At 55.0% G+C, this 13,076-nt stretch carries 15 protein-coding genes; 1 reads left to right on the top strand and 14 read right to left on the bottom strand.

From position 1 onward, the window contains the following. Nucleotides 1-231 precede the first annotated feature (231 nt). The 13 genes from U9O48_RS08850 to yceD all read right to left on the bottom strand — a co-directional run bounded on the left by U9O48_RS08850 (nt 232) and on the right by yceD (nt 10,827). Nucleotides 232-1,026 carry a metal-dependent hydrolase gene (locus U9O48_RS08850; RefSeq protein ID WP_285150768.1) on the bottom strand — a complete coding sequence of 265 codons (795 nt, stop codon included), beginning with the start codon at nt 1,024-1,026 and terminating at the stop codon, nt 232-234. 10 nt (nt 1,027-1,036) lie between these two features. Further along, a complete protein-coding gene (gene holB / locus U9O48_RS08845) occupies nt 1,037-2,041 on the bottom strand; it encodes a DNA polymerase III subunit delta' (RefSeq protein WP_285145863.1) in 1,005 nt (334 codons plus the stop codon). Next, entirely contained in the window at nt 2,038-2,679 is a 642-nt protein-coding gene (gene tmk / locus U9O48_RS08840) for a dTMP kinase (protein ID WP_285145862.1), read from the bottom strand. The genes holB and tmk overlap by 4 nt, the downstream gene beginning before the upstream one ends. Continuing rightward, nucleotides 2,669-3,691, bottom strand: a complete 1,023-nt coding sequence (gene yceG, locus U9O48_RS08835; RefSeq protein ID WP_285145861.1) for a cell division protein YceG — start codon at nt 3,689-3,691, stop codon at nt 2,669-2,671. The genes tmk and yceG overlap by 11 nt, the downstream gene beginning before the upstream one ends. A 2-nt stretch (nt 3,692-3,693) precedes the next feature. Beyond that, a complete protein-coding gene (pabC, locus tag U9O48_RS08830; protein WP_285145860.1) occupies nt 3,694-4,503 on the bottom strand; it encodes an aminodeoxychorismate lyase in 810 nt (269 codons plus the stop codon). A gap of 123 nt (nt 4,504-4,626) precedes the next feature. Further along, entirely contained in the window at nt 4,627-5,868 is a 1,242-nt protein-coding gene (fabF, locus tag U9O48_RS08825; protein ID WP_282494919.1) for a beta-ketoacyl-ACP synthase II, read from the bottom strand. A gap of 91 nt (nt 5,869-5,959) precedes the next feature. Further along, nucleotides 5,960-6,196: an acyl carrier protein gene (acpP, locus tag U9O48_RS08820; protein WP_003857954.1), complete on the bottom strand. Its 237-nt coding sequence runs from the start codon at nt 6,194-6,196 to the stop codon at nt 5,960-5,962. 154 nt (nt 6,197-6,350) lie between these two features. Beyond that, on the bottom strand, nt 6,351-7,085 hold the full coding sequence (gene fabG, locus U9O48_RS08815) for a 3-oxoacyl-ACP reductase FabG (RefSeq protein WP_285145859.1): 735 nt from the start codon (nt 7,083-7,085) through the stop codon (nt 6,351-6,353). A 12-nt stretch (nt 7,086-7,097) separates the two neighbouring features. Further along, nucleotides 7,098-8,027 (bottom strand): ACP S-malonyltransferase, encoded by a 930-nt coding sequence (gene fabD, locus U9O48_RS08810; protein WP_282494917.1) that lies wholly within the window; start codon nt 8,025-8,027, stop codon nt 7,098-7,100. A 13-nt stretch (nt 8,028-8,040) separates the two neighbouring features. Next, the gene (locus tag U9O48_RS08805) at nt 8,041-8,994 is read right to left on the bottom strand and encodes a beta-ketoacyl-ACP synthase III (protein ID WP_282494916.1); all 954 of its coding nucleotides are present in this window, start codon (nt 8,992-8,994) and stop codon (nt 8,041-8,043) included. A 6-nt stretch (nt 8,995-9,000) separates the two neighbouring features. Further along, nucleotides 9,001-10,035, bottom strand: a complete 1,035-nt coding sequence (gene plsX / locus U9O48_RS08800; protein ID WP_206732569.1) for a phosphate acyltransferase PlsX — start codon at nt 10,033-10,035, stop codon at nt 9,001-9,003. Nucleotides 10,036-10,115: 80 nt separating this feature from the next. Further along, nucleotides 10,116-10,289, bottom strand: coding sequence for a 50S ribosomal protein L32 (rpmF, locus tag U9O48_RS08795; RefSeq protein WP_071844907.1), 174 nt, complete (start codon nt 10,287-10,289; stop codon nt 10,116-10,118). A 16-nt stretch (nt 10,290-10,305) separates the two neighbouring features. Then, nucleotides 10,306-10,827 (bottom strand): 23S rRNA accumulation protein YceD, encoded by a 522-nt coding sequence (yceD, locus tag U9O48_RS08790; RefSeq protein WP_282494915.1) that lies wholly within the window; start codon nt 10,825-10,827, stop codon nt 10,306-10,308. A gap of 140 nt (nt 10,828-10,967) precedes the next feature. Here yceD and U9O48_RS08785 point away from each other — a divergent pair, with 140 nt between their 5' ends. After that, a complete protein-coding gene (locus U9O48_RS08785) occupies nt 10,968-11,552 on the top strand; it encodes a Maf family protein (RefSeq protein WP_282494914.1) in 585 nt (194 codons plus the stop codon). 182 nt (nt 11,553-11,734) lie between these two features. Here the strand turns inward: U9O48_RS08785 and rluC are convergent, their stop codons facing one another. Next, on the bottom strand, nt 11,735-12,682 hold the full coding sequence (rluC, locus tag U9O48_RS08780; protein WP_282494913.1) for a 23S rRNA pseudouridine(955/2504/2580) synthase RluC: 948 nt from the start codon (nt 12,680-12,682) through the stop codon (nt 11,735-11,737). Nucleotides 12,683-13,076 lie beyond the last annotated feature (394 nt).

The following is a 13,076-nucleotide window of genomic DNA, read 5'->3' as shown; positions in this document are numbered from 1 at the left end:
CGCGCCGTGGACAGGACATCTAAGCGCCCTTTATTTATTACACAGAGTAAAATAAATCCCTGTGACTTTGTTTGACGGCTATCACGTTTCAGCTTCAGACGATCGAAAAACTTTCAGTAATTTACAAAAAGCATGTCCAGATATGTCTAAATACACCGTCACCGCCCTAAATAAGGCGGTGAACTTTACTCGCTTTGTTTATTAATTACGAGCCCAAAAAAAACAGGTGTATCAAACAGATTGCAGGCGGGAGGGGGCGATGTGGAACAGATTAGCGAAGTTTTCCGTCGTGGTGCGCGCCAGCTCTTCGAGGCTGACACCTTTCAGGACGGCCATATACTCAGCCACATCTCTCGTCATGGCTGGCTGGTTCTCTTTACCGCGGTGCGGCACCGGTGCCAGATAAGGCGAGTCTGTTTCCACCAGGATCCGGTCGAGAGGCACATAACGCGCAGCATCACGCAGCTGCTCAGCATTACGGAACGTCACGATCCCGGAAAACGAGATATAAAACCCCAAATCAAGCAGCTTACCCGCCGTTTCTCTGTCTTCTGTGAAACAGTGTAGTACGCCACCGCAATCCGTCACTTTTTCTTCCTGCAGGATGGCGAGGGTATCTGCGCGCGCATCGCGGGTATGGACGATGACCGGTTTGTTCAGCTCGCGTCCGATACGGATGTGGTTGCGGAAAGACTCCTGCTGGCGGGGTTTTGTTTCCGGCGTGTAAAAATAGTCCAGCCCGGTTTCACCCATGGCCACTACGCCCGCTTCCGCCGCCATCCGGCGCAGATCCTCGACGTCGTACTCTTCATCCTGATTGAGCGGATGCACGCCGCAGGAGAAGACGACGTTGTCGCGCTCACCCACCAGATCGCGCATCGAGCGATATCCGGGCAGCGTCGTGGCGACAGCCAGACAGAATTTCACATCGCGGGCGGCGGCTTTTGCCAGCACATCGTCCACGTCTTTATGCAGTGATTGATAATCCAGGCCATCGAGATGGCAGTGTGAGTCGACTAAAAACATAATGTCTCTCTCAGAGATGGGAAGCAGGCAGCAGCGTGCCTGGTTGCAGGTAATGTTCGATACGCAGTAACAGGTCCGTGAGTAACAGCTCACGATTCACGCCGGTTACGCTTAAGAGTTGTTCGCGGCATACGCTGACATCATGGAAAATCGCGCGCAGTATAGCCCCGGAAAGCTGGTTTGCCAGGGTGTTGACCAGCGGCCAGACGTCGGCGTTGCTGAGCTGCTGCGCGCTTTGCTGCAGTTTGATCGCATCCAGAACCAGTGACGCCAGCCAGTGCAGACGCGCAGGTGCCTGTTCGTGGTTTAATGCGGGCAGCAATCCAGGCCAGTCGCGGCTTTCCAGCGTGCTGCTCAGGGCATCGCAAAGCTGTGTGCGTTGCGCCCAGGTCTCTTTTTGCAGCAGTTCCAGCGCTGCAGCGGGTGCTCCGCTACTTAAGCGCAGCGCCGTCAGCGCCGCGTCCTGTGACACCGTCACTTCGCGTTCAAGCCAGGTTAAAGCCCAGGATTCCTGCGGTGCAGCGAGGTGATGAAGTCGGCAACGGCTGCGCAATGTCGCCAGTAATCGACCCGGCTCGCGACAGGACATAAAGAACCAGGTATTGACCGGCGGCTCTTCCAGAGTTTTGAGCAGCGCATTCGCCGCCGCTTCCGTCAGCAGCGCCGCGTCTTTTAACCAGACGACTTTCGCCCCGCCGAGGCGCGCGTGTTCATACAGCTTTTCGCTGACTTCACGCACCGCGTCGATACCGAGCGAGCTTTTGCCCTTCTCAGGCTCCAGCGTGTAGTAATCCGGATGGGTTCCCGCCTGCATCAGCTGGCAGCCGCGGCATTTGCCGCAGCTTTTATGCCCTTCGGGCTGCTGACACATCAGAAAACGGGTGATGGCATAAATCAGCGCGTCGTCGCCCATGCCGGGCAGCGCCTGAATCAGTAACGCATGATGCCCCCGACCGGCCTGATAGCTGCTAATCAGCTGATCAAAGTGCGGACGCAGCCATGGATACCATTTCATGCCTGCTGCTCCTGTACCCATGCGGTCACGGTTTCACGGATAGAACGCGTGACGTCTTCCAGGGATTGAGTGGCATCGATGGTGCGAATCGAGCTGTCCTGCGCCGCCAGTTCAAGATAGCGCGCGCGGGTGCGGTTAAAGAAATCCAGAGACTCCTGTTCGATGCGATCCAGCTCGCCGCGGGCGCGGGCGCGCTTCAGGCCCACCGCCGGAGTGACATCCAAATACAGCGTCAGGTTCGGGCGGAAATCACCCAGTACCGCATCGCGCAGCGTCGCGAGCATGGTCTGATCGATTCCGCGTCCGCCGCCCTGGTAGGCCTGCGTCGATAAATCATGGCGATCGCCGATCACCCAGCGCCCTTCTGCCAGCGCCGGTTTGATCACCGTTTCGACCAGCTGCACGCGCGCCGCGTAAAACATCAGCACTTCGGCTTTATCGCTAATCACTTCGTCGCCGACGGATTTGATGTCCAGCACCAGGCTTCTGAGCTTTTCAGCCAGCACTGTGCCGCCCGGCTCGCGAGTGAAGACCATCTCTTCGATGCCCAGCTCTTTCAGTGTGTCGACCACCACGTTGCGTGCGGTGGTTTTCCCGGCGCCTTCCAGCCCCTCTATGACGATGTAATTACTGCGCATTTTTTTCCTTAAGTGCCTTCAGATAGTCCTGAACAGAGCGATTATGGCTGGCAAGGTTGGTGTTAAAGGTATGCCCCCCTTTTCCGTCAGCCACAAAATAGAGATACGGTGTGTGCGCCGGATGCGCGGCGGCATCCAGTGACGCCTGGCTAGGCGTCGCGATGGGCCCTGGCGGCAAACCGCTAATCACGTAGGTATTATACGCCGTTGGCGTCTCGAGGTCCTTACGGGATATCTTCCCGGCATAGTTCTCGCCCATGCCGTAAATCACCGTCGGGTCGGTTTGCAGGCGCATGCCGATACGCAGACGGTTGATAAACACCGATGCCACCTGATCGCGCTCGCTCGCCACGGCCGTCTCTTTTTCGACGATCGAGGCCATGGTCACAAACTGGTTTTGGTCTTTGTACGGCAGACCGTCCGCGCGCCCTTCCCAGGCTTTATCGACGGCGGCCATCATTTTTTTGTGCGCACGCTTCAAAATCGCAACGTCCGTGGTCCCTGCGGTATACATCCAGGTATCAGGCCAGAACCAGCCCTCCACCCACTCAGGATGCTCCAGCTTAAGAACCTCAGCGACGGTGGCGTAGCTGTCATCTTTCAGAGTGTGGCTGATGTACGGCGCATCACGCAGCTGTTTCAGGTAGTCGCTCAGGCGCATGCCTTCGACGAATCGCAGCGGGAACTGTGCCTCTTTGCCGCTTTCCAGCAGCGCCAGCATCTCACGCACCGTCATGCCCGGTGTAAAGCGGTAGGTCCCGGCTTTGAAATGCGACAGCTCAGGCTCAAGGCGCAGCAGCCACTGGAAAACGCGCGGACGGTTAATAATTTTATCGCCGTAAAGCTGTTCGCCCAGCGCTAAGCGCCCGGTGCCGGCTTTCAGCGTGAAGACGGTTTCTTCTTTAATCAGAATGTGACTGTTCGCCATCTGACGAACCTTCCAGACTCCCACGCCGCCCGCGATAGCCATCACGACGAGAAGGAGGAGGACAAAGCGCAACATTTTTTTCATGACTATCTTGTTTGCTCACACAGTGGGGCTAAAAACGAGTACAACTCACGCGATGACCAGGTCTTGTCACCGTAAGCTCGAACCGGCACGACGGGCATTAAGGCATTACAGACCACGACTTCATCGGCGTCCAGCAGCGCCTCAACGCCTGTGTGAACTTCGACAACGCGAAAGGCCGAGTGTGCCAGGTTCTGCAAACAAAACTGGCGCATGATGCCATTCACCCCGGCCTGATCCATCTTCGGCGTGAAAACATCGTTGCCCCGTCGCCACAATAAATTGGCCGCACAGCATTCCGTAATGAGCCCGTCGCTGTCAAGAACCAGCGCCTCTTCGGCGTCTGACTGTTCAAGATGAGCGCGGATCAGCACCTGCTCGAGTCGGTTGAGATGTTTTATTCCTGCAAGCATGGGGTTGCGCCCCAGACGAACCGGGCTGAGCGCCAGGCGGATGCCGTCGCGACGCCACAGGTCGTAGTGTGCGGGATAGGCAGAAACAGAGAGAATTCGGGTGGGATTCAGGCAACTGGCACCGCTGTAACCGCGTCCGCCCGCGCCACGGCTGATAATGGCTTTTAGCACGCCGCGAGGGTTGCCCTTCGCCATGTCGATCATTTCACGCTGAAGTTCAGCCCACTGTGTAAAAGGAATCAGCAACCTTTCACACGCCAGCTGTAAACGCTGAAGATGGGCGTCGAGCAGGCAGACTTCGCCCTCAGCAATGCGTGCCGTGGTGAAGCAGCCATCGCCAAACTGGGTCGCCCTGTCGCTCGCAGGAAGAGAGTCCTGCTGTTGGCCATTGATGAAGAACATGGAGGCTCCTTTTTCGTGACCCGATAGTTTGGCAGGATGAATAAGGCAGAACAAGGGAAGAAAACTGAATAAAAAAGGCCCGACAAGCGGACCTTTTTATTTAACGCTACCGGGCAGCAAGCCTTAGATCTTTTTAAAGATCAGAGAGCCGTTCGTGCCGCCGAAGCCGAAGGAGTTACACAGGGTGTACTCCAGACCGCTGACCTGACGCGCTTCGTGTGGAACGAAGTCCAGATCGCAACCTTCATCCGGGTTATCCAGGTTGATGGTTGGCGGAACAGCCTGATCGCGCAGCGCCAGGATCGAGTAGATAGACTCTACTGCGCCTGCAGCACCCAGCAGGTGGCCGGTCATGGATTTGGTGGAGCTGACCATAATGCGGCTTGCTGCATCACCAAATACGGACTTAACGGCCTGAGCTTCTGCTTTATCGCCAGCCGGCGTCGAGGTGCCGTGGGCGTTAACATAGCCAATCTGACCAGGTTCGAGACCCGCATCGCGAATCGCGTTAACCATCGCCAGTGCCGCACCCGCGCCATCTTCCGGCGGAGAGGTCATGTGATAAGCGTCGCTGCTCATGCCGAAACCGACGATTTCTGCATAAATTTTCGCGCCACGCTTTTTCGCGTGTTCGTACTCTTCGAGTACGATCATGCCAGCACCATCGCCCAGAACAAAACCATCACGGTCTTTGTCCCACGGACGGCTCGCAGCCTGAGGATTGTCGTTACGGGTAGACAGCGCACGCGCCGCACCGAAACCACCCACGCCCAGCGGAGTACTGGCTTTTTCAGCACCACCGGCAACCATGGCGTCAGCATCACCGTAAGCGATGATACGCGCTGCCTGACCGATGTTATGCACACCAGAGGTACAAGCTGTTGCGATAGAAATGCTAGGGCCACGGAGGCCAAACATGATGGTCAGGTGACCCGCCACCATGTTAACAATCGTGGACGGAACGAAGAATGGGCTGATCTTACGTGGGCCACCGTTCACCAGAGAGGTGTGGTTTTCCTCGATCAGGCCAAGACCGCCAATCCCGGAGCCAATAGCGGCGCCAATGCGGGTTGCGTTCTCTTCCGTAATTTCAAGACCAGAATCCTGCATGGCCTGAACGCCAGCGACAATTCCATATTGAATGAAGGCATCCATCTTGCGCTGTTCTTTGCGCGAGATGATCTCTTCACAGTTAAAATCCTTTACTAAGCCAGCAAATTTCGTTGCATAGGCGCTAGTATCGAAATGGTCGATTAGGCTGATGCCGCTCTGACCGGCAAGAAGAGCTTTCCAGGTGGACTCTACGGTATTGCCGACAGGAGACAACATGCCAAGTCCGGTCACAACTACACGACGCTTAGACACGTTTGTCCTCCAGGGAGGGATAAAAAAAGGGATTCGTGGGACTAAAAAAGATAAAACTCAGGCGGTCGAATGACCGCCTGGAGATGTTCACTTACGCCTGGTGACCGTTGATGTAATCAATGGCAGCCTGAACGGTGGTGATTTTCTCAGCTTCTTCGTCCGGAATCTCAGTATCAAACTCTTCTTCCAGAGCCATTACCAGCTCAACGGTGTCAAGAGAATCTGCGCCCAGGTCTTCAACGAAGGATGCGGAGTTCACAACTTCTTCCTGCTTAACGCCCAGCTGCTCGCCGATAATTTTCTTAACGCGTTCTTCGATAGTGCTCATACTCTTAAATTTCCTATCAAAACTCGCTTTCGCGATGGTTTTCGTAGTGTATAAAATGTTGAAAAATTTGCAACTAAATCCCGGCAGGTCGTACCACGATTTTACGTTATTTTGAGGCCATTCGCCCTAATAACGCAAATATTTTCGATCGTGGTTAAACCATGTACATCCCGCCGTTGACGTGGAGAGTCTCACCAGTGATGTAACTCGCTTCGTCAGAGGCTAAAAATGCAACCGCGCTGGCGATTTCCTGAGCGCCGCCGAGGCGACCCGCAGGAACCTGCGCCAGAATACCCGCACGCTGATCGTCAGATAGCGCACGCGTCATGTCCGTTTCAATAAAGCCCGGAGCAACAACGTTTACAGTAATCCCGCGTGACGCGATTTCGCGCGCCAGCGACTTACTGAACCCGATCAGACCCGCTTTCGCCGCAGCGTAGTTGGCCTGACCAGCATTTCCCATGGTACCAACCACAGAACCGATAGTGATAATACGGCCATGACGCTTTTTCATCATAGCTCGCATTACCGCTTTTGACAGACGGAATACAGATGACAGGTTGGTTTCGATGATATCGTCCCACTCGTCGTCCTTCATTCGCATCAGTAAGTTGTCGCGAGTGATTCCGGCATTATTGACCAGAATATCCACTTCGCCAAACTCTGCGCGAATATTTTCCAGAACAGATTCGATAGATGCAGCGTCGGTCACATTCAGCATCAGACCTTTACCGTTCGCACCTAAGTAGTCGCTAATGGCCTGAGCGCCGTTTTCACTGGTTGCTGTACCAATGACTTTCGCGCCACGCGCGACCAGGGTCTCAGCAATGGCACGCCCGATACCGCGGCTTGCGCCCGTGACCAGCGCGATTTTTCCTTCAAAACTCATGGTAATCCTCTTTTATTGCGCGAGTGCCGCTGACAGCGCTTCTGGCTCGTTAATGGCCGATGCAGTCAGGGTATCAACAATACGTTTGGTCAGACCGGTCAGGACTTTACCCGGGCCTGCTTCATACAGGTGCTCAACGCCCTGCGCGGCCATAAACTCAACGGTTTTGGTCCACTGCACGGGGCTGTAGAGCTGGCGAACCAGCGCGTCGCGAATCGCTTCTGGCGCTGTTTCGCATTTCACATCAACGTTGTTCACAACCGGAACCGTTGGTGCGTTAAAAGTGATTTTTTGCAGCTCGACTGCCAGTTTCTCAGCAGCCGGTTTCATCAGCGCACAGTGAGACGGAACGCTCACCGGCAGCGGCAGTGCACGCTTCGCGCCCGCAGCTTTACAGGCTGCGCCTGCACGCTCAACGGCTTCTTTGTTACCCGCGATCACAACCTGACCCGGCGAGTTAAAGTTTACCGGAGAAACCACCTGCCCTTCGGCAGATTCTTCGCAGGCTTTTGCGATAGATGCATCATCCAGACCAATAATGGCGGACATAGCGCCAGTCCCTTCTGGTACCGCTTCCTGCATGAATTTGCCACGCATTTCGACCAGACGCACGGCATCAGCAAAACCAATGACGCCCGCACAGACCAGCGCAGAGTATTCACCAAGGCTATGACCCGCCAGCATCACAGGCGCTTTACCGCCCTGCTCCTGCCAGACACGCCACAGTGCGACAGACGCCGTCAGCAGCGCAGGCTGCGTCTGCCAGGTTTTGTTCAGCTCTTCCGCCGGACCCTGCTGAGTCAGCGCCCAGAGATCGTAACCCAAAGCGTCAGAAGCTTCACGGAAAGTGGCTTCAATAATTGGGTACTGTGCCGCTAATTCAGACAACATCCCAACGGACTGAGAACCCTGACCCGGGAACACAAAAGCAAATTGCGTCATTTTTAATCCTTAATTAGAAACGAACCAGCGCGGAGCCCCAGGTGAAACCGCCACCAAAAGCTTCAAGCAAGACCAGTTGGCCTCGTTTAATTCGTCCATCGCGTACCGCTTCGTCAAACGCGCAAGGTACCGATGCCGCAGAGGTGTTGCCGTGACGATCGAGCGTCACCACAACGTTATCCATGGACATGCCCAGCTTTTTCGCCGTGGCGCTGATAATGCGCAGGTTCGCCTGATGCGGCACCAGCCAGTCCAGCGCAGAGCGCTCGAGATTGTTCGCTTCCAGCGTCTCATCGACGATGTGCGCCAGTTCCGTCACCGCCACCTTGAACACTTCATTGCCTGCCATTGTCAGGTAAATAGAGTTTTCCGGGTTAACGCGATCGGCGTTAGGCAGCGTCAGCAGCTCGCCGTAGCGGCCATCGGCATGTAAATGCGTGGAGATAATGCCCGGCTCTTCTGACTGACCTAACAGTACAGCGCCCGCACCATCACCAAAAATAATGATCGTTCCGCGATCTTCCGGGTTGCAGGTCCGCGCCAGCACGTCTGCACCAATCACCAGCGCATATTTCACGGCACCCGACTTCACGTACTGATCGGCCACGCTCAGCGCATAGGTAAAACCTGCGCAGGCCGCCGCAACGTCAAACGCCGGGCAGCCTTTGATGCCAAGCTTAGCCTGAATCTCACAGGCTGCGCTCGGGAAGGCGTTCGGTGCTGAGGTGGTTGCCACCACGATCAGACCGATCTCTTCTTTATCAATACCGGCCATTTCCAGCGCGCGCAGGCCCGCTTCGTAGCCCATCGTGGTTACTGTTTCATCTGGACCGGCGATACGGCGTTCACGGATACCTGTGCGGGTGACAATCCACTCGTCAGACGTATCGACCATTTTTTCCAGATCGGCGTTGGTTCGCACTTGTTCAGGCAGAAAACTGCCGGTACCTAAAATCTTTGTATACATGTACGCTCAGTCACTTTTAGCTAATACAGATTCCAGGCGAGCGGCAATCCGCTGTGGGACTTGTCGCTGCACCGCCTGCACTGCCTGTTCAATCGCGACGGTAAAGGCTCGCTGATTGGCCGCACCATGACTCTTAATCACCGTGCCGCGCAATCCTAACAGACAGGCGCCATTATACTGGTCGGGGTTGAGGTGACTGAATCGCCGCGCCAGGCTTTTTTGTAACCAACGCTTCAATAAAATGAGCCACCAGGACCGTTTTTTCCCTTCGCCCTGCGATTTCAGCAGGGAGAGGAACATCCGTACCACCCCTTCCATCGTTTTTAACGTTACGTTGCCGGTAAACCCGTCACACACCAGAACATCGGTCTTGCCGGTCAATAATTCATTAGCTTCAAGATAGCCAATATAGTTGATTGACGGCATGGATTTTAGCAATTCTGCGGCATCGCGAATGCTATCGAGACCTTTCGTCTCTTCTTCGCCAATATTCAGCAACGCAACGCGGGGATTCACAATCCCCACCACTTCTTCAGCCAGCACCGAGCCCATAATGGCAAACTGGGCCAGCATCGTACTATCACAATCCACGTTAGCGCCCAGGTCGAGCACCACCGTTTTGCCCTTCTGCTGATGCGGTAACACCGTCACCAGCGCAGGACGCTCAATCCCCTCAATGGGCTTGAGCATTAATTTCGCCAGCCCCATCAGCGCACCGGTATTTCCGGCGCTGACGCAGGCTTCAGCCCGCCCTTCTTTCACCAGTTCCAGCGCAATTCGCATTGAGCTTCCGCGACTGTTGCGGATCGCGTGCGACGGCCTGGCATCACTGGCAATAACTGACTGCGCAGGGATAATCTGCAGACGTGAACGTTGTTCAAAGTCAGCTTTTGCAAGTAATGGCGTGATGGTGTCGGGATTGCCGACTAAAAGAAGTGTGAGTTGCGAATTAGAATTCAGTGCCTGCAAAGCTGCAGGCACTGTCACGGAAGGCCCAAAATCTCCTCCCATGACATCTAACGCCAGGGTTAGACGTGTCAAGGTATATTCGCTGCCCGGCTCGGTGTATCCCCCGCTTTCGCGGGGAATGCCTCACTAAGCTTCATCACGCTTGCGCGTGATTACTTAGTGATTACCTTGCGGCCACGGTAGAAACCGTCGGCAGTCATGTGGTGACGCAGGTGTTTCTCACCAGAAGTCTTGTCTACAGACAGGCTGGTAACTGCAGTCAGCGCGTCATGGGAACGACGCATGCCACGTTTGGAACGGGTTGGTTTATTCTGTTGTACGGCCATGGACCTTACTCCTTAATTACTTACGCTTTAAGCTGGCTAATACGGCAAATGGGTTTGGTTTTTGCGCTTCATCAGGCAGTTCCCCAAAGACCATGTCCGCGTCGGACACTTCACAGTGTTCAGAATCATGCACCGGAACTACAGGCAGGGCGAGGATGACTTCATCTTCAACGACTGCAAGCAGATCGATTTCACCGAATTCGTTAACCTCAATCGGCTCATACGCTTCCGGGAGTGCTTCAGCCTGTTCGTCAGAACGAACCGGACTGAAACAATACGTTGTGTGAACATGACGTGTGAACGGTTTCCCGCAACGCTGGCACTCGAGCGTTACCGTGACCTTTGCATCACCGTTTAACACGGCCAGGCGCTGGTTATCGATAGCGAACGACATGGAGCATTCCACATCAGTATCCACACTGACCACAAACTCGGCGATACGCTCAACCTGATCGGCGGTATAAATACCGTCATAATCGAGGCGTTTTTGAGCCGTACGAACCGGGTCAAGAGTCAGGGGTAATTTTACTTTTTGCATAGGGCGCGCATATTAACTTTGTAACGTCATAGAGTCAAAGAAAAAGGCAACCAGGGCTGCCTTTTGCCAATTATTCGCACACATTGCGGGCTGTAGTTTAAAATGGCTGGCATCGATACGCTATATCTGGTGAAAAAAATATGCCAAATCTCGTGCTCGCTTCCACTTCTCCCTACCGCCGTGCATTGCTCGAAAAGCTGGGAATACCTTTTGAATGCGCCGCGCCCGTCACCGACGAAACGCCGCAACCGGCTGAATCGCCACGTCATCTGGTGTTGCGCCTGGCGCAGGAGAAAGCGCAAAGTCTGGCCGCTCGCTATCCTAATCATCTGATTATAGGCTCCGATCAGGTTTGCGTGCTGGACGGCGAGATCACCGGTAAACCGCACACCGAAGAGAACGCGCGCCTGCAATTAATGAAAGCGCGTGGCTCGATCGTCACGTTTTACACCGGCCTTGCGCTCTACAACACCGCCACGGGCCATCTGCAAACCGAATGCGAGCCTTTCGACGTTCACTTCCGTCATCTGAGCGAGCAGGAGATTGAAGATTACGTGCGTAAAGAGCGCCCACTCAACTGCGCGGGAAGCTTTAAAAGCGAGGGGCTGGGGATTGCGCTGTTTGAAAAACTGGACGGCCGTGACCCAAACACGCTGGTCGGTTTGCCGCTGATTGCGCTGTGCCAGATGCTCAGACGCGAACATTGTAATCCGCTTTCGGCGTGAGTGTTGCCGGGTGGCGCTTACGCTTACCCGGCCTACGTATGCACGGTGCGGGGTAATCGTCGGGTGGCGCTGCGCTTACCCGACCTACGTATGCACGGTGCGGGGAATTGTCGGGTGGCGCTGCGCTTACCCGACCTACAAAACCCGTAGGCCCGTGCAAGCGTAGCGCCGCCGGGCAAAGATTAGCCGCGCAGGACTTTCAGACAGCGCTTCAGCTGGTCATCCAGCGGCGCTTCGACCCGCATCACCTCACCCGTACCCGGATGGGTAAATTTCAGCGCAGCGGCATGCAGGAACAGACGTGAAAGCCCCGTCCCGGCCAGCTGTTTATCAAACTCACGGTCGCCGTAGCGATCGTCAAACGCAATCGGGTGCCCGGCGTGCAGCGTGTGGACACGAATCTGGTGAGTACGCCCTGTGACCGGGCTGCAGCGCATCAGGGTCGCGAAAGCGTAACGTTCTTCCACCTTAAAACGGGTTTCCGACGGTTTACCTTCCTGGCTGACACGCACAATGCGCTCGCCGCTTTGCAAAATATTTTTAAGCAAAGGAGCCTGCACCGCTTTCACATGCGACTGCCACTGACCGCGCACCAGCGCCAGATAGTCTTTCTGCATTCCCTTCTCGCGCAGCTGTTCGTGCAGCGATCGCAGCGCAGAACGCTTCTTCGCCACCAGCAGCACGCCGGAGGTATCGCGGTCCAGACGGTGTACCAGCTCCAGGAAACGCGCTTCCGGGCGCAGAGCGCGCAGCCCTTCGATCACGCCAAAGCTTAACCCGCTGCCGCCGTGCACTGCCGTACCGGAAGGTTTATTCAGCACCAGGATATGATCGTCTTCATACAGGATAGCGTCCGTCAGCGCGGCCACTTTATGCAGGTGCGGCGACACCGCCTCTTCTTCGCGCTCAGCGACGCGCACAGGCGGAATACGCACTTCATCGCCCGCTTCGAGTTTGTACTCAGGTTTGACACGTTTTTTGTTAACCCGCACCTCGCCTTTACGCAAGATGCGATAAATCATGCTTTTTGGCACGCCTTTCAACTGGGTGCGCAAAAAGTTGTCGATTCGTTGCCCCGCTTCGTCATCAGCGATAGCAACCATTTTTACGGATGGAGTCTCTGTTTTCATGGTTGGCGATTCTAAATATCGATACGCATTAGCGCCACTCATTTTTCTATGCTTATATTTACTTTTATCCGGGCAGCTTTCTTTGTACGCAAACGATTTGGTGGTTATTAGACCAATCGTCTCGTTGAAGTGGAGAAACTGTGAGTAACCGGGTGATAAATGGTAAAAGTCATCTTGCTATAACCGGGTTAGCAATGGAATAATGAAGTCGTATTCCGCGTTAAATCCGTGTTTTGTAAGGATGTCGACGGAATGACCCATTTTGTCTGACCGATCATCCACGCAGCAATGGCGTAAGACGTATTGATCTTTCAGACAGTTAGCGGGCTGCGGGTTGCAGTACTTACCGGTAAATGGAATCTTCTCTGGAGAGTGTTCCCAGGCTGTTCCCCTG

Origin of the sequence: Lelliottia sp. JS-SCA-14 (assembly GCF_035593345.1) — a bacterium.
Classification (GTDB): Bacteria; Pseudomonadota; Gammaproteobacteria; order Enterobacterales; family Enterobacteriaceae; genus Enterobacter; species Enterobacter wanjuensis.
Note: the sequence above shows the minus strand (reverse complement) of the source record. Positions and strands in the feature narration are given on the sequence as shown.

Excerpts from the sequence above, each read along its gene's own strand:
- U9O48_RS08850 (WP_285150768.1), bottom strand. The coding sequence starts at position 1,026 with ATGTTTTTAGTCGACTCACACTGCCATCTCGATGGCCTGGATTATCAA.
- holB (WP_285145863.1), bottom strand. The coding sequence starts at position 2,041 with ATGAAATGGTATCCATGGCTGCGTCCGCACTTTGATCAGCTGATTAGC.
- tmk (WP_285145862.1), bottom strand. The coding sequence starts at position 2,679 with ATGCGCAGTAATTACATCGTCATAGAGGGGCTGGAAGGCGCCGGGAAA.
- yceG (WP_285145861.1), bottom strand. The coding sequence starts at position 3,691 with ATGAAAAAAATGTTGCGCTTTGTCCTCCTCCTTCTCGTCGTGATGGCT.
- pabC (WP_285145860.1), bottom strand. The coding sequence starts at position 4,503 with ATGTTCTTCATCAATGGCCAACAGCAGGACTCTCTTCCTGCGAGCGAC.
- acpP (WP_003857954.1), bottom strand. The coding sequence starts at position 6,196 with ATGAGCACTATCGAAGAACGCGTTAAGAAAATTATCGGCGAGCAGCTG.
- fabG (WP_285145859.1), bottom strand. The coding sequence starts at position 7,085 with ATGAGTTTTGAAGGAAAAATCGCGCTGGTCACGGGCGCAAGCCGCGGT.
- fabD (WP_282494917.1), bottom strand. The coding sequence starts at position 8,027 with ATGACGCAATTTGCTTTTGTGTTCCCGGGTCAGGGTTCTCAGTCCGTT.
- U9O48_RS08805 (WP_282494916.1), bottom strand. The coding sequence starts at position 8,994 with ATGTATACAAAGATTTTAGGTACCGGCAGTTTTCTGCCTGAACAAGTG.
- rpmF (WP_071844907.1), bottom strand. The coding sequence starts at position 10,289 with ATGGCCGTACAACAGAATAAACCAACCCGTTCCAAACGTGGCATGCGT.
- yceD (WP_282494915.1), bottom strand. The coding sequence starts at position 10,827 with ATGCAAAAAGTAAAATTACCCCTGACTCTTGACCCGGTTCGTACGGCT.
- U9O48_RS08785 (WP_282494914.1), top strand. The coding sequence starts at position 10,968 with ATGCCAAATCTCGTGCTCGCTTCCACTTCTCCCTACCGCCGTGCATTG.
- rluC (WP_282494913.1), bottom strand. The coding sequence starts at position 12,682 with ATGAAAACAGAGACTCCATCCGTAAAAATGGTTGCTATCGCTGATGAC.